13 protein-coding genes are annotated in these 15,072 nt (G+C 59.1%); 9 read left to right on the forward strand and 4 right to left on the reverse strand.

Going from position 1 to position 15,072, the window contains the following annotated elements:
- Positions 1 to 184 precede the first annotated feature (184 nt).
- Positions 185 to 376: a copper-binding protein gene (locus RF819_RS13915; RefSeq protein ID WP_244899938.1), complete on the forward strand. Its 192-nt coding sequence runs from the start codon at positions 185 to 187 to the stop codon at positions 374 to 376.
- Between the two features lie 455 nt (positions 377 to 831).
- Here RF819_RS13915 and RF819_RS13925 read toward each other — a convergent pair whose 3' ends face one another.
- From RF819_RS13925 to RF819_RS13935, 3 genes are read right to left on the reverse strand one after another with little or no spacing between them, the layout of a single operon-like run.
- Positions 832 to 2,499, reverse strand: coding sequence for a phosphoethanolamine transferase (locus tag RF819_RS13925; protein WP_158081203.1), 1,668 nt, complete (start codon positions 2,497 to 2,499; stop codon positions 832 to 834).
- Positions 2,496 to 3,164, reverse strand: a complete 669-nt coding sequence (locus RF819_RS22035) for an SIS domain-containing protein (protein ID WP_200224234.1) — start codon at positions 3,162 to 3,164, stop codon at positions 2,496 to 2,498. Before RF819_RS22035 ends, RF819_RS13925 begins: the two co-directional genes overlap by 4 nt.
- Complete coding sequence (locus RF819_RS13935) at positions 3,154 to 5,523, reverse strand: heavy metal translocating P-type ATPase (protein WP_078365531.1); 2,370 nt, start codon at positions 5,521 to 5,523, stop codon at positions 3,154 to 3,156. The genes RF819_RS22035 and RF819_RS13935 overlap by 11 nt, the downstream gene beginning before the upstream one ends.
- A 74-nt stretch (positions 5,524 to 5,597) precedes the next feature.
- On the opposite strand from RF819_RS13935, the gene cadR (RF819_RS13940) reads away from it, so the two are divergent.
- The 6 genes from cadR (RF819_RS13940) (at position 5,598) to RF819_RS13965 (ending at position 10,762) form a co-directional block, all read left to right on the forward strand.
- Complete coding sequence (gene cadR, locus RF819_RS13940; RefSeq protein WP_078365532.1) at positions 5,598 to 6,029, forward strand: Cd(II)/Pb(II)-responsive transcriptional regulator; 432 nt, start codon at positions 5,598 to 5,600, stop codon at positions 6,027 to 6,029.
- 50 nt (positions 6,030 to 6,079) lie between these two features.
- Positions 6,080 to 7,141 carry a DMT family transporter gene (locus RF819_RS13945; protein ID WP_078365533.1) on the forward strand — a complete coding sequence of 354 codons (1,062 nt, stop codon included), beginning with the start codon at positions 6,080 to 6,082 and terminating at the stop codon, positions 7,139 to 7,141.
- Between the two features lie 303 nt (positions 7,142 to 7,444).
- Positions 7,445 to 7,981: an iron transporter gene (locus RF819_RS13950; RefSeq protein WP_078365534.1), complete on the forward strand. Its 537-nt coding sequence runs from the start codon at positions 7,445 to 7,447 to the stop codon at positions 7,979 to 7,981.
- A gap of 38 nt (positions 7,982 to 8,019) precedes the next feature.
- Complete coding sequence (locus tag RF819_RS13955) at positions 8,020 to 8,352, forward strand: cupredoxin domain-containing protein (protein ID WP_078365535.1); 333 nt, start codon at positions 8,020 to 8,022, stop codon at positions 8,350 to 8,352.
- A gap of 10 nt (positions 8,353 to 8,362) precedes the next feature.
- Positions 8,363 to 9,193, forward strand: a complete 831-nt coding sequence (locus RF819_RS13960) for an FTR1 family iron permease (RefSeq protein ID WP_078365536.1) — start codon at positions 8,363 to 8,365, stop codon at positions 9,191 to 9,193.
- Positions 9,194 to 9,313: 120 nt separating this feature from the next.
- Positions 9,314 to 10,762, forward strand: a complete 1,449-nt coding sequence (locus tag RF819_RS13965) for a 4Fe-4S binding protein (RefSeq protein ID WP_078365537.1) — start codon at positions 9,314 to 9,316, stop codon at positions 10,760 to 10,762.
- Positions 10,763 to 10,856: 94 nt separating this feature from the next.
- Here the strand turns inward: RF819_RS13965 and cadR (RF819_RS13970) are convergent, their stop codons facing one another.
- Positions 10,857 to 11,297: a Cd(II)/Pb(II)-responsive transcriptional regulator gene (gene cadR, locus RF819_RS13970; protein WP_078365538.1), complete on the reverse strand. Its 441-nt coding sequence runs from the start codon at positions 11,295 to 11,297 to the stop codon at positions 10,857 to 10,859.
- An 85-nt stretch (positions 11,298 to 11,382) separates the two neighbouring features.
- Between cadR (RF819_RS13970) and RF819_RS13975 the strand changes: the two genes are divergently transcribed.
- Positions 11,383 to 13,788 (forward strand): heavy metal translocating P-type ATPase, encoded by a 2,406-nt coding sequence (locus RF819_RS13975; protein ID WP_078365539.1) that lies wholly within the window; start codon positions 11,383 to 11,385, stop codon positions 13,786 to 13,788.
- Positions 13,785 to 14,864, forward strand: coding sequence for a signal peptidase II (gene lspA, locus RF819_RS13980; RefSeq protein ID WP_078365540.1), 1,080 nt, complete (start codon positions 13,785 to 13,787; stop codon positions 14,862 to 14,864). The genes RF819_RS13975 and lspA overlap by 4 nt, the downstream gene beginning before the upstream one ends.
- The last annotated feature ends 208 nt before the right edge of the window (positions 14,865 to 15,072 follow it).

A 15,072-nucleotide genomic window follows, 5' to 3' on the forward strand; every position in this document is an offset into this window, starting at 1 on the left:
CAGCAAGGGGAATGACACTCCGCAATGCGCTGCAAGCAGACATTGCGATTCTACGATACCTGCATTTCGAGAATGCTGCGCCCAAGACAACATAAGGGGTATTTACATGAACTGCGATTCAAGCTCCGCTTGCAGGCCGTCAAGATGCTCCCGCTGGGCACTGCTTGTCGCCGCGTCCTTGCTCGTGCCCGGCACATGCCTGTTCGCGCAGCCTTCGGCAAATGACTTCATTGCTGGCCGGATCGTCAACATCGACGCCGAAGGCGGCAGAATCACCTTGCGGCATGACCATATTCCCCATCTCCACCTCCCCGCCGGGACAACGACCTTCCGTTATGTGGAAGCGCGCTGGATCATTGGCCGTGCGCCAGGTTGAAAGGGCCTCTGCGCATCTCACTGTCAAGAAGGGGACGTCGCATGATGACTGCTACCTGCCGGGTGTTGCTGGTCTTGCTGTGCGGCGTCGCCTAGGGCGCCGCAGCCAATGAGCAAATCGTGCACCGGTCGATAATGCCGGTACCTTGAAGCGGATGAACCCCGGAATCGCCTCGAATGACCTCACGACCTACACCTTGGCGGAGAAGGGTCGCAGCCTGAAAGTGATATGGAACTCCATGTTGAAACTGCCTACGCTGGGGGAATCCACAGTCGGAACTTCCCAACGCCATACCGTGATCCAAGTGCAGGGAATCTCGCCATCACGTCCCTGGGATGGATTACAGCGGTTCGCGCAGAAAGAGTACTCAGACTACCTGGACTGAAAGCGCATCCGCGCTCATCTGGATGACGAGAAAGCCACGGCAGGTAGACGTCGGGCGTCGAACCCGCCGCTCATGGCGTGCCGGCCCCCTGCGTGGCGGCGCGCCGAGCCATCGCCGTCAGGTCGAGCGCAGACCGGACGGCGCTCGTGCGCACGCCGAACAGTCCGAGCAGAGTGGGCGACAGATTGTCGTGCGAGAGCGGCTGCGCGGCGAGCTGCCGCAGCGCGGCCTCGTTCACGCCCAGACGTTGCCAGGCACCGGGCGACAGCCAGGCCAGCATCGGCACCTGCGTCTGCTCGCGCGGCGCGAGCACCTTGGGCAGGCCGTGCAGATAGATGTTGCGCTCACCGAGCGACTCGCCGTGATCCGAGATGTAGAGCAACACGCTGTCGACGCGCCCGGCTTGTGCGGCCAGCAGGTCGATCTGCTTCGCCAGCACCTCGCTGGTGTAGGCGATGCCGTTGTCGTAGGTGTTGCGCAGCGCCTCGACGCTGCAGCGCTGGATATCGTTGGTGTCGCAGGTCGGCTCGAAGCGCCGGCTCACCGCCGGGTACCGCTTGTAGTAGGCCGGTCCGTGGCTGCCCATCAAGTGCAGCACCATCAGGTTGTCCGACGTCGCCGCAGCCAGGCCGTCACGCAGCCCCTGCAGCAGCACGCCATCGAGGCATTCGCCGCCGGCGCACAGCGCCGGATCGTTGGTGCGAGACAGGTCCGACCACAGGATGCGGTCGCACACACCCTTGCAGCCAGAGTTGTTGTTCAGCCAGCGCACCCCGACGCCGGCACGGGCGAGGATGTCGAGCACGTTCTCGCGGGCACCCGCCTCGGCGGCCTCGAACTTGCCGGCGCCGAGATCCGAGAACATGCACGGCAGCGAGGTCGCGGTGTCGGTGCCACAGGAGGTCACGTCGCCGAAGTAGACGACGCCCTTGCCGGCCAGGGCCTGGTTGGTCGGGCGGGCGTAGCCGCCGAGCGAGAAGTTGGCCGCACGCGCGGTCTCGCCGACGACCAGCACCACCAGCAGCGGCTTCGCTCCGGCGTTGGCCGGATCGCGACGTGCATCCTCGCCGACGCGGACCAGCTGACGGTTGGCACGCGAGTGCTCCTTCCAGAGGCCCGCCAGGCCGTTGAACACGTTGGTCGGTGTCAGCAGGTGGCGGAGCTCGCGGTGGTTGCGGGCCGCCGAGGCATAGTCGGCGTAGAAGACCGTGAGGCAACTAACGGCCAGGACCGCGAACAGCAGCGCGCTACGGGCAATGCCGGCCAGAGCCTGGCGCCAGCCCGGATGGGCCACGCGCACGCTCAGCACCAGCGCCGCCGGCAGCAGACCGCGCCACGCGAAGTCCAGCAACAGCGGCAGCGACAGCAGGTCGGCCGTCTCCCGCAAGTCGGTCTGCAGCACGTTGCGCATCATCCCCCTGTCGATGAGGATGCCGTAGCTGCCGATGAAGTAGGCGGCCAGCGCAGCCACCGCCAACAGCAGGGCGATCATCGGTTTGCCCACGCGCGGCCAGCACAGCAACCGCGCCAGCAGGGTGAACAGCGACCACAGCACCAAGGCCAAGCCGGCAACGGCCAGCGCGGCGCGCAGTGAGGAAGGGTCGCGAGCCGCCCACAGGTCGCGCCAAAACGCGAGGTTGTCGAAGGCGATCAGCCACAAGCCCGACGCGCACGCCATCGCGGCGGGCGAAGCGGCCTGTGATCGAAACGCTGCAAACAGATGCTTCACGCCGTTCATGCGCTCGTGCTCGGCGGTCTCGCGTCTGCAGTGCTGGCTGCGGGGTCGCAGCCTCCGCATGTGTTGTCGCAAGGTGATCGGCCGTTGTCTTCTGAAGGTAAAGCGTGGCTGTGGGACGCGCTCATGTGGGCTTGGCCGACCCGGCGGGAGTCGCGTCGTAGTGCTCCGGGAAGACGTGGCGCTCGATCAGCTCGATGAGGATATGGATGACCTTGATGTGAAGTTCCGGGGCACGATCGGCGAACGCGCAGCCGGGGGTGGCGATGCAGACATCGGACAGCGTGGGCAGCGGAGGTGCTGGGCCGACCCGTCAGGCCGAGCACTGTCATCTGCAGCTCTTTGCAGTAACCGCCGCGTTGATGACGTTGGCGCTGGTGCTGATGGCGAGCAGACAGTCGCCCGGGCCTGCGCGGGCAATCCGGCCGGTTCTGCCTGAACCGTCCGGTCAATTCCTCGGCGAAGTGCATTGCATTGCTCATGGAGCCACCGTTGCCGCAGGCATAGACGCGACCGCCTTGCTCAAACGTATGGATCAGCATCGTCGCGCCATATTCTGTCGCTTCCACCACGGATGAATCCTGACCCAACTGGTCCAGGGCCCGCCGCGCATCGGCCAGCGCTTCGCCGATATGCCGGCGGGGTGAGTTGGGCGTCTCAGTGGGCATGAGCGTGAACGGTTTTGGGTTGCGAGGCCGGCTTCACCGAGGGCTCGAATTTGGTCCCCCGCAGCAGACGCAGCCCATTGCCGACCACCAGCAAGCTCGCCCCCACATCCGCAAAAACGGCCATCCACATCGTGCCCGCCCCTGTGAGGGTCAGGACCAGAAACACAGCCTTGATGCCGAGTGCCAGAACGATGTTCTGTACTAGAAGCGCATGGGTGCTACGGGAGAGGCGCACAAAACGGGGAAGTTTGCGCAGGTCGTCGTCCATCAAGGCCACATCGGCAGTTTCAATGGCGGTGCCCGTACCGGCGGCGCCCATGGCAAAGCCGATGTCCGCACGGGCCAGGGCGGGTGCATCGTTGATGCCATCGCCCACCATACCAACCGCGCCCCCTTGACCGATCTTGCTTTCGATCACCTTGAGCTTGTCCTCTGGCAGCAGGTCACCACGTGCCTCGTCGATGCCCACCTGGGTCGCTATGGCTTTGGCAGTGTGCGCGTTGTCTCCGGTCAGCATGACCGTCTTGATACCCAAGGCATGCAATTCGGCAATGGCTTGCCGGCTGCTGTCTTTGACCGTATCGGCCACAGCAAACATTCCGTGCACCTCCTGGTCATCAGCCAGAAGAATGACCGTTTTGCCTTGCACTTCCAGGGCCGACAAGCGGGCTTCCAGGGCGTCGGAGCAGCGACCTTGCTCGTGAATCAGGCGGTGATTGCCCAAATAGAAGGGCTTTCCGTCGATGACGCCCTTGGTGCCACGTCCAGGCAGGGCTTCAAATGCATCAACATTGCGCAGGGCAACGTTGTCGCGCTTGGCAGCCTCTGTCAGCGCCTTGGACACGGGGTGATCCGAGCGACCGGCCAGACTGGCTGCAAGACTGCGCAATTCGGTCTCATTCATCCCACTGAGCACCACAAAGTCCGTCTGCGCAGGCTTGCCGTGCGTGATGGTTCCAGTCTTGTCGAGTGCCAGCCACTTCAGCTTGCGTCCTTCTTCGAGATAGACGCCACCTTTCACGAGAATGCCCTGGCGTGCCGCGGCAGCCAGACCGCTGACGATGGTGACCGGGGTGGAGATGACCAGGGCGCAGGGGCAAGCGATCACCAGCAAAACCAGCGCCTTATAAATCCAGGTGAACCAATCTCCCCCCATCAGCAGTGGCGGCAAGATGGCGACAGCCAAGGCAATGGCGAATACCACTGGTGTGTAGATTCGGGCGAATTGATCGACAAAGCGCTGCGTCGGCGCACGCGCGCCTTGCGCCTCTTCCACTGCGTGGATGATGCGGGCCAGCGTGCTGTCATTGGCAGCAGCAGTCACTTTGTACTCAAACGAACCCGATTCGTTGATGGTGCCGGCAAACACCGGGTCACCCTCGGCTTTTTCTACAGGGAGGCTTTCACCGGTAATAGGGGCTTGGTTGATCGCCGAGCGACCACTGACGATTTTTCCATCCAAGGCGATACGCTCACCAGGTTTGATCCGGACCCGTGTGTCGACGGTGACTGATTTGGCCTCCACATCCTGCCAAGTGCCATCTGCCTGCAGGACGGTTGCGCGCTCGGGGGCGAGTTGCATCAGCCCGCGAATTGCATTGCGCGCCCGATCCAGCGATTTCGCTTCGATCAACTCGGCAATCGTGAACAACACCATCACCATGGCCGCCTCGGGCCACTGCCCCAGCAAAAGTGCACCTGTTACAGCGATGCTCATGAGTGCGTTGATATTGAGATTGCCATTGCGAATGGCAATCCAGCCTTTCTTGTAGGTGGTGATTCCGCAGGCCAGAACAGCCACCAGAGCCAAAGCGGCCGCCATCCATGTGGGCATGCCGGTCCATTCAACCGCCTCAGAGGCAATTGCTGCAGCCCCTGCAAGCGCCAAGGGCCACCACGGTTTGGCAGGTTCGGGCGTGGGCTCCTCCTGGGATGCCTCGCTGTTGGCTATCTCGGGAGCGAAGCCCAGCGATCGCACAGCGGCCAGAATCGATTCAATTTCCTTGGGAGCATGGGTCACCGTCAGTACGCGTTGCATCAGGTTGAACTCCAGCCCTGTCACACCTGGCATGCCACCCAGCTTCTTGCGCAACAGTCCCTCTTCCGTGGGGCAGTCCATTTGCATGATGCGAATGGGCGTCTGAACACCATCAGTACTAGTGGTGGGTCTAGCGAGTTGCTCCGAAGGTTGAATGTCCGGCACAGTATGCGTGCCGCAACAAGCTGCGGCAGGGGCTACCGATTGCGCGGGTTCAGCGGGCGCACAGCAGGAATCATTTGCATGCGCGTGGCTATGGGAATGGTCGTGGTCGTGGTCGTGGTTGTGACCATGGGAATCGTGTTTGTGGGCGTCTGACATGGGCTATTCCAATGAAGTTGCCCAATTACACAACCTGAAGTTACTATAGAGTCAAGACATTTCTGGAGTTCGTCATGAAAATCGGTGAATTAGCCTTGGTGGCGCAGTGCACGGTGGAAACGGTGCGCTATTACGAGAAAGCCGGCCTGCTTCCCGAGCCGGCACGCACGTCGGGGAACTTCCGGGTGTATGGGCCCAAACACGTTGAACGCCTCCGTTTCATACGCAATTGCCGTGCACTGGACATGAGCCAGGAAGAGATCCATACGCTGCTCGATCTGGCGGACCAACCTGCAGAAGGTTGTGGTGCCATCAATGCGGTCTTTGACCAACACATTGCCCACGTCGATGAACGTATTCGAGAACTCACTCATCTCAAAAAACAATTGGGAGCGCTTCGGCAGCGGTGTGTTTCGGAGCAGGCGGTCGATGCCTGCGGAATCATGCAAAGTCTGGCTACCATGGAGACGGAAGCCAAAGTCGAACGTCACACCCATCTCGGTTGAGACGACGCCTTCCGAAGAAGGTCGAATCACACGCATCGAAAAATACACGAATGAACTATCTACACCGTGCGGCGCTACCTGCCTTGGGTGCCGCAATTTTGTTCGGGGCCAGCACACCGTTTGCAAAACAGCTGATCGGTGAGGGATTTTCCGCTTTCTCGCCGTTTCTATTGGCTGGACTGCTGTATTTGGGAAGTGGATCGGGTCTGTCCATGATCCGCTTGATTCGCGATCGTGGATGGAAATCCAGCGGTCTACCTAGGCAGGAGTGGCCTTGGTTGTTGGGTGCAATCACATTTGGAGGTGTAGTTGGCCCATTGCTACTGATGGTGGGGCTCACGCACACTGCCGCAGCAACCACCTCACTCTTCTTAAATCTGGAATCCGTGCTCACCGCAGTACTTGCGTGGGTGGCGTTTCGGGAGCAAACGGATCGTCGCATTGTGTTTGGCATGCTGCTGATCGTTCTAGGTGGTGTGGTACTGGCCTGGTCCGGCAGCGAAAGCGCGACCTCTGTCATTGGACCGCTGGCCTTGGTCGGTGCCTGCATGGCATGGGCGATTGACAACAACCTCACGCGCAAAGTCTCGGCGTCCGATGCGCTTTTTATTGCGGGCAGCAAAGGCCTAGTAGCGGGCTGCGTCAACATCGTCCTGGGCGTGTCGTTGGGAGCAGCGTTTCCCTCAGCAGGCCATATTTCAGCGGCCATGGTGATCGGCTTTTTTGGCTATGGCCTGAGCCTGGTGCTATTCGTCTTAGCCCTGCGCGGGTTGGGAACCGCTCGCACAGGCGCTTACTTTTCGACGGCACCTTTTGTGGGCGCAGCGCTCTCTATTGCGATGCTTGGTGAGCCCACCAGTTTTGCGTTTTGGCTGGCAACAGGACTGATGGCTGCGGGGGTCTGGTTACACCTCACCGAACGCCACGTCCATGAGCATCAGCACACCTCGCTGAACCACGGGCACAAGCATCGGAACGATGAACACCACCAGCACAACCACGATTTCGAGTGGGATGGGGTGGAGCCCCATTCGCATGAGCATCAACATACTGAAATCCGGCACAGTCACGGGCATTTTCCGGATATTCACCACCGCCACGCGCATCGCTAATTTCAGTTGCCGTGTTCGGAGGATTGCCGGTTTCGAATGTGATCGAGTCGATCCGCTATTTGAAAGCCCGGGCCAAATGTATGCAGGCCCGAATTTGGACGAAAGTCATTGAGGCTGAGTCTCTGCAGCATGCCACCCTGTCGACCGAGACGGTACTGCATGCGAAGTTCCTTCACCGGAGAAATTTCGACTCTAACTCTTATCCTAATTCATCAATTTAGTTGATAATAGTTAGCATTCGCAATAAAGATAATTCTGGTTGCGAGGCATCAATTCAAACTCACACTTCCAAGGAAAGTAGACATGTACACCCGTCATTTCGTAATGGCCACGGCCTTCCTCGCGTCCTCTGTTCTGGTTCAAGCGGCAGAAACACCCATTGGCAAACATCAGATCATGAATAACATGGAAATCGGTGCGGTGTATTTGCAGCCGATCAAAATGGAGCCAGCAGGGATGATGCTGGATGCCGCAGCGGCTGACATTCATCTGGAAGCTGATATTCACGCTACCAAGGGCAACAAGAACGGTTTTGCTGAAGGCGACTGGATTCCTGATCTGGTTGTGAAATACGAACTTGAGAAGGTCGGCGGACAAAAAGTCGCCGGTGACATGATGCCGATGGTGGCCAGCGATGGTCCGCACTACGGCGATAACGTCAAGCTCACAGGCCCCGGAAAATACAAACTCAAACTCTCAGTCTTCCCGCAATCGTCCAACAAGGGCGCCATGTTCGGCCGCCATACGGATAAGGAAACCGGCGTGGGTCCGTGGTTTCAGCAGTTCGACCTCAACTATGAATTCTCTTATGTCGGTACGGGCAAAAAGGGTGGCTACTAGTCACGCATGATCTGCCGCTGTCTCGATAAGGAATTGCCATGCGACCAGCCACTCTCTGGGGATTGTTTTTTGCAGGGTTGCTGACCCTGCCTGCGTATGGCGTGGAGGAAACCACCGTGCAACTCGTTGCACGTGATGGGAAGTTCTTCCCGGCTGAGCTCATTGTCCCGCAAGGACGAAAAATTCGTATCGAGATTCGTAACGAAGGTAAAGATCCCGTCGAATTCGAGAGCATGGAACTGCGCAAAGAAAAAGTGCTGGCACCTGACTCGAAATCCGTTGTTGTGATCGTGCCCCAGCAACCGGGCAGTTATAAATTCTTTGATGATTTTCATCCGAAAACGGGGCAAGGCGTGCTGGTCGTGAAATAAGGAAAGACAAATGCAAGGTCAGGTACTCTTTATTGTCTGGCGTGAAAGTGTCGAAGCCCTGTTGGTGGTTGGCATCATTGCCGCGTGGCTGCGCGCTCATCCCGAGGCAGTCACTGGTCGGAAATACATGTGGGCCGGCATTGCGATCGGTTTGTTGGCGGCGTTTGGGCTCGGCGCGGCCATCCTTGGTCTATCTGAGTATTTTGAAGGTGAGCAGCAGGACTACTTCCAACTGGCAATGACCAGCATGGCCGCTGCATTGATCGTGCAGATGGTGTTCTGGATGCGTAAACACGGTCGGACACTGAAGCGCGATATAGAGAATGGACTTTCTTCAAACGCCTCCCAGGCGAATTGGTTGGGCATGTTGGTGCTGATTGCTGTGGCTATTGCGCGCGAAGGTAGTGAAACAGTCGTATTTCTTTACGGTCTCGGCCTTTCACAACAAGGCGAACACCTCGTTTCATTTTTCCTTTCAGCCTCGCTGGGTTTCGCTCTGGCCTTTGCGACGTTCGGGCTTCTTCAACTCGGGGGGCGACTATTTTCGTGGCGCGCGTTTTTCAGGTTTACCGAAATTCTGTTGCTGTTACTGGCTGGGGCCATGTTGATCTCCACTGTGGAAAAGCTGATTGGCCTTGGGTGGCTACCGCCGTTACTGGATCCTGTCTGGAATAGCTCGGCCCTGCTCGACGATTCAGCGACCGCAGGAAGTTTGGTGGCGTCTCTGACGGGATACCGCGCGCACCCGGCGCTGACGATGGTTCTGGCATTTGTTCTCTATTGGCTGGGAATCATGTATGGCCTTAGAAGAGCCTCGCCTGTTCCGAAACCAGTCGCGTAATTGTTGGAGTGAGGGAGCATCTCCCGATGCAAACTCAGGGCCGCTTCTCGAACACCAATGTTGCACTGAATCTCCTTGCCATAGGTTTGTCTCGTTTCTTGCATTGCCGAAAGTACCTCCATGTCTCAGAGTCAGCACGTCATCATCCCGATTCTGCCCATCGCTGATCACGCCGCCGAGGACCGACCCAAACCGGTTAAACCGATTCGCGATGCTGTCGAAGGGTTTTTCGTGCGCCACCGCCATCAATTGGTCTGGGTGCACACCGCGGCCTTCGTGGCTTTTGTGGCAATCATCGTTCTTCCCCTGTTTCTTTCCGAGGCCCCGGACACGGCGACTCCGTTCACCCATTTCACTACGTTCGCGAATTATGTGATGTGGGGACTTTGGTTTCCGCTTGTGTTTCTGTCTGTCATTTTTACCGGTCGCTCTTGGTGTGGACTGTTTTGTCCTATGGGGGCCGCTTCCGAGTGGTTGAACAAGATTGGGCCGCAACGCCCAATCCCGGCCTGGCTACGCTGGGAAGGCACGCCTGCGGTCAGCTTTGTGTTGACCACAATACTTGGGCAGACCGTCGGCGTGCGTGACCATCCGGAAGCGGCCGCAGAAATCTTCGGCGGCACGATGTTGGCGGCCTTACTGATTGGCTTTTTCTTTGGCCGCAATAAGCGCGCTTGGTGCCGACACCTTTGCCCTATCGGTCGCCTGCTTGGCCTGTATTCGCGGCTCGGCGCCATTGAGTTTGCCCCGCAGGTAAGGCGCCCGGGTCGAGATGCCTACAGTCAAAAGGGCGCTTGTCCGACCATGATCGATCTCGTGGGGAAAAACGAATCGCGTCACTGCATTGAGTGCTTCCGCTGCGTCAATCCGACGGCCAAGGGAAGCATTCGCATGGAATTTCGCCGTCCGGGCGTAGAGATCGAAAACATTCGCGACAATCGTGCCAACCCGGCCGAAGCCTGGTTCCTCTTCCTCGACACCGGTGTGGCGCTCGGCGCTTTCCTGTGGCTGGTGCTGCCTCAGTATCAGTTCCTACGCCAGCGTCTTGGAACCTGGGCGCTGGAACACGACTGGACTTGGTTACTTGAAACGGGTCCATCCTGGCTGGTCAGCGTCCATCCGCAACGTAGCGAGGTGTTCCTGTGGCTCGATTTCTTCACCATCAGCGGCTTCATGGTCACCTGGATGATAGCCGTGACCGCGTTACTGGCCGCGACCACGAGTGCCGCCGCACATCTGTCCGGACGGGTCGGCGGCGACGGCAGGTTTGGACGACGCTTCAGTGAACTGGGTTATCAATACGCGCCGGTCGCGATGGTTTCTCTGGTCATCGGTCTGGGGGCCATGCTGTTCGACCCCATTAAATTTACGCCACTTGGCCCCGTAGGAGTGCAACTGATCAAGGGCGGGTTGTACCTGATGGGCGTTGCGTGGAGTGTCTGGCTTAGCCAGAAAATTTTGGCTCGCCAGGGCGTGCCAGCATCAAAGCGCTGGCTACCCATTCTTCCCGGAATCGCGGGAAGCATTGTCATCGGAGCGTGCTGGTGGCCGGTAATCTTTGGTGCATAGCCGAGGTCTTAGGGCGCGAATGTCGCTGAAAGTTACTAGGTAACTTTTGGGGGTCGCCTCAGAAAACGGAAAATAAAGCACGCGAAGCCCTTACTTACCCAGATGTTTGACTGTTCGTGGCACTTTCATCATGGCAATTGCAATTGCCCAACCCTTGCAAAATGCCGCACGCCTCTACAGATCGAGAGCCAGAACACTTCTCGCGCAAATCAACCAAGTGCCGCTTTAACTGCAACAGCGCGGACACACGCATTTCCACCTGTTGAATATGGGCCTCCAGCAGCGTGTTGACCTCCCCACAGTCCTGCATCGGGTTGTCTCTCAGACCTAACAATGCCCGAATCTCGCTCAACGTCATGTCGAGCGAACGGCAATGACGGATGAATTGCAAACGCTCGATGTGAGCATCACCGTACAGCCGGAAGTTGCCGCCGCTGCGCGCTGGTTTCGGTAATAGTCCTTCCTTCTCGTAGTAGCGGATGGTCACGACCTCGCACTCAGCGCGCTTGGCGAGATCACCAATTCTGATTTCCATGCCTCAATCTCCATTTATTACTTGACTCTATAGTTACTATAGGGTTTTTAATGGAGGTTGTACAGACGATTTAAAGGAGTTATCCATGAGCGAATGCGCTTCAAAAGGGTGTGGCTGCTCGGCTGGGCCGATCATCCAACCCCCGACACAAGCCCCGCAGACAACCGAATCGGCTCAAGCGGTGTACCGCATCGAGAACATGGATTGCCCCACGGAAGAGGCGCTGATCCGAAGCAAGCTGGCCGGGCTGGCGGGTGTGGCAGGTCTTGAATTCAACCTGATGCAGCGTACTTTGGCCGTTCGGCACGAACTGCCTTCGCTGTCACCCGTTGAGCAGGCGCTAGCCGCCATCGGCATGCAAGCCGTGCGCATGGATCAAGCATCGACCGAAAAAACGACCAAGCTGTCCATTGCCAAGATGGATTGCCCGACCGAAGAGGCGTTGATCCGCAACAAGCTCGGCACAGTCGCCGGGGTTGCCGATCTCGATTTCAACCTGATGCAACGCACGCTGTCGGTGCGTCATGCCGATCAGGTTCTGCCCAACGTGCTCGCGGCATTGCAAGCGCTTGGATTTGAGGCGCAGGTGATGGACACCGCAGAGTCCGCATCGCCATCCGCTTCCCCCGTGATCACGCCGACCAACTGGTGGCCGCTAGGCATCTCCTTGCTCACTGCATTGGCAGCCGAGGCGGTCTACTGGCTCCACAACGGCAATCATTGGTCGGTTGTCGTTCTGGCGCTCGTTTCGGTCTTCACAGGTGGCCTCTCCACCTACAAAAAGGGTTGGATCGCGCTCAAGAACCTTAATCTCAACATGAACGCCCTGATGTCGATTGCCGTCACGGGTGCCATGTTGATCGGTCACTGGCCCGAAGCGGCGATGGTGATGGTGCTCTTCGCGCTGGCCGAAGTGATCGAAGCCAAGTCGCTGGATCGCGCTCGCAACGCAATCCGTGGCCTGCTCGACATGACCCCGGAACAGGCCACAGTGCAACAGGCTGACGGCACATGGCGCGAGGTGAGCGCAAAGCAAATCGCCATTGGCAGCCGCGTCCGGGTCAAACCGGGTGAGCGCATCGCGCTCGATGGTGAGGTGCTTGAAGGCCGTTCTACCGTCAACCAAGCCCCGATCACGGGCGAAAGCCTCCCGGTCGAAAAATCCCCCGGTGACCCGGTGTTCGCAGGCACCATCAACGAATCCGGGTCATTCGAGTATCGCGTCACCGCCGTGGCCAGCAACTCCACACTGGCCCGCATCATTCACGCCGTAGAGGCTGCTCAGGGGAGCCGTGCGCCGACTCAGCGTTTTGTCGATCAGTTCGCCCGCTGGTACACACCCATCGTGTTCGCCCTAGCCATCGCCGTCGCGTTGTTGCCGCCGCTGTTCATGGGTGCGGCATGGCTCGACTGGATCTACCGTGCATTGGTTCTGCTGGTGGTCGCCTGTCCCTGCGCGCTGGTGATCTCTACGCCGGTCAGTATCGTCAGCGGCTTGGCCGCCGCCGCCCGCCACGGCATCCTCATCAAGGGCGGCGTCTATCTGGAAGAAGGCCGCAAGCTGCGTTGGCTGGCTCTGGACAAGACCGGCACGATCACGCACGGCAAGCCCGCACAGACCGATTTTGTCACCTGGGGCAATGCACTCGCCTCAGACAGCCGCAGCATCGCTGCCAGTCTGGCGGCCCGCTCGGACCATCCTGTATCCAAGGCGGTGGCACAGGCCGCGCAGACGGACGGGGTTGCCTTGCTCGACGTGGCCGAATTCAACGCGCTGCCCGGTCGGGGTGTGCAAGGCCAAATCAACGGTGCGACCTACCATCTGGGCAACCACCGGATGCTCGAAGAGCTGGGGCAGTGCACACCAGAGCTGGAGCAGCGCATCGCTGCGCTGGAAACCGCTGGCAAGACCGTCGTGATGTTGGTAGGCGCAAAGGCGGTACATGCCTTATTCGCCGTAGCGGACACCATCAAGGAAAGCAGCAGGAACGCCATCGCCGAACTGCACGCACTGGGCATCAACACCATGATGCTGACCGGCGACAACTCCCATACGGCACAGGCCATTGCCGCACAAGCCGGGATCGACCGTGCGCAAGGCAATCTGCTCCCAGACGACAAACTGCGCGAAGTTGAAAAACTGGCCCAAAGCGGCAAGGTCGGCATGGTCGGTGATGGCATCAACGATGCCCCGGCCTTGGCGCGTGCGGACATCGGCTTTGCCATGGGAGCGGCTGGCACAGATACCGCCATCGAGACCGCTGACGTGGCCCTGATGGACGACAACCTGGGCAAGATTCCGACCTTCGTGCGCCTGTCGCGTGCGACGGCGCAGGTGCTGATGCAAAACATTGTGCTGGCCCTTGGCATCAAGGCAGTATTTCTGGTGCTGACCTTCACGGGTCAAGCGACCATGTGGATGGCGGTGTTTGCTGATATGGGGGCCAGCTTGCTCGTCGTTGGCAATGGCTTGAGGCTGTTGCGCAAATGAGCTGGAAATTCTTTCTCTACGACTGGGGTGGTCTGAACATCGCGTTGTTCCAAGCCATCAACATGAGCACACCTGCAGCGCTGGAACCGCTGGCATCGTTCTTCAACCTTGTGATAGGCAACTACTGGACTGCACCACTGATGCTCTTGGCGATGTGGGGATGGTCAAAGTCGGCACCTGACCCAACGCGGGCCGATGCCATCCGGTACAGACTCAGAGTCTTTAGCGTGGCCTTTGCGTTGGCATTTCTCGTCGCCACCATCTTGAAGCTATGGATCGACTTTCCACGCCCGCCTGCCGTTTTTGGCGACATGGTGCGCGTTATCGGGGGCATCGAACGACACTACAGCCTGCCCAGCGGGCATGCCACCTATGCCGCGCTGGTGGTCGGCGCGCTCTGGCCTTTGATAGGCCGTCGTGGCCGCATCGGCTTGGTGTTGTACGCCGCATTGGTCGGTTGGTCACGCATCGCAGCCGGAATGCACTTTCCTGCCGATGTGCTGGCGGGGTGGGTACTTGGATTGAGTTGCACGGCGCTCGCCGGGTGGCTGATGCCGCTGGCCGCCCCTGTGTGGCAATCGGCTCGCCGCACATCGACTTGGGTCTGGTTCGCAGTGGCCGCCAGTGCTGTCATGACCGATCAGCTCGCGAAGTTCGCCATCACCCGCACGTTTGCCTACGGTGAACAGGTCGAAGTCAGCACCTTCTTCAACATTGTCCATGTCCTGAATCCCGGCGCGGCATTCAGCTTTCTGGCGAACGCTGGCGGCTGGCAACGTTACTTTTTCATCACGCTGGGCCTGGTCGTTTCTGCTTGGCTGGGACGCATGCTGTGCCAGCAGCGGCCACGCCTCGAAGCGGTGGGCTACAGCCTGATCCTTGGTGGTGCGCTCGGCAATGTCGTGGATCGTGTGCTGCGTGGATCGGTTGTCGATTTCCTCGACTTCCATTGGCAGCTTGTGCACTGGCCCGCCTTCAACCTCGCTGATGTGGCGATAACTATCGGAGCGCTCTGCCTGTTCTTGACGGTTGTACCGAAAAGCAGTAAAGGCACAGCGGCCGAGGTGTCCGGTTAAGCTATACATCAACCTGACCGGCGACTACCTCTGGCGCAACAGCGCCAAGATCGGCGCGGGCAAGTTCAGGCCGCTACGACCATTGCAACCGGCTTAGCGTGCTTTATTTTCCGTTTTCTGAGACGACCTCTTTTGGAAATCGGAAGATTTCTCAATCAGAGTGGCTTGTGAAACCACTGGAGTTGGCCAAGCGGGGAAAGTCGGATCT

Origin of the sequence: Rhodoferax fermentans (genome assembly GCF_002017865.1) — a bacterium.
In the GTDB taxonomy this organism is placed as follows: domain Bacteria; phylum Pseudomonadota; class Gammaproteobacteria; order Burkholderiales; family Burkholderiaceae_C; genus Rhodoferax; species Rhodoferax fermentans.

Bases quoted from the DNA above. Each gene is read 5' to 3' on its own strand.
- RF819_RS13935 (WP_078365531.1), bottom strand. From the start codon at position 5,523: ATGTCAGACGCCCACAAACACGATTCCCATGGTCACAACCACGACCAC.
- RF819_RS13945 (WP_078365533.1), top strand. From the start codon at position 6,080: ATGAACTATCTACACCGTGCGGCGCTACCTGCCTTGGGTGCCGCAATT.
- RF819_RS13950 (WP_078365534.1), top strand. From the start codon at position 7,445: ATGTACACCCGTCATTTCGTAATGGCCACGGCCTTCCTCGCGTCCTCT.
- RF819_RS13955 (WP_078365535.1), top strand. From the start codon at position 8,020: ATGCGACCAGCCACTCTCTGGGGATTGTTTTTTGCAGGGTTGCTGACC.
- cadR (WP_078365538.1), bottom strand. From the start codon at position 11,297: ATGGAAATCAGAATTGGTGATCTCGCCAAGCGCGCTGAGTGCGAGGTC.
- lspA (WP_078365540.1), top strand. From the start codon at position 13,785: ATGAGCTGGAAATTCTTTCTCTACGACTGGGGTGGTCTGAACATCGCG.
- RF819_RS13960 (WP_078365536.1), top strand. From the start codon at position 8,363: ATGCAAGGTCAGGTACTCTTTATTGTCTGGCGTGAAAGTGTCGAAGCC.
- cadR (WP_078365532.1), top strand. From the start codon at position 5,598: ATGAAAATCGGTGAATTAGCCTTGGTGGCGCAGTGCACGGTGGAAACG.
- RF819_RS13975 (WP_078365539.1), top strand. From the start codon at position 11,383: ATGAGCGAATGCGCTTCAAAAGGGTGTGGCTGCTCGGCTGGGCCGATC.
- RF819_RS13925 (WP_158081203.1), bottom strand. From the start codon at position 2,499: ATGAACGGCGTGAAGCATCTGTTTGCAGCGTTTCGATCACAGGCCGCT.
- RF819_RS22035 (WP_200224234.1), bottom strand. From the start codon at position 3,164: ATGCCCACTGAGACGCCCAACTCACCCCGCCGGCATATCGGCGAAGCG.
- RF819_RS13965 (WP_078365537.1), top strand. From the start codon at position 9,314: ATGTCTCAGAGTCAGCACGTCATCATCCCGATTCTGCCCATCGCTGAT.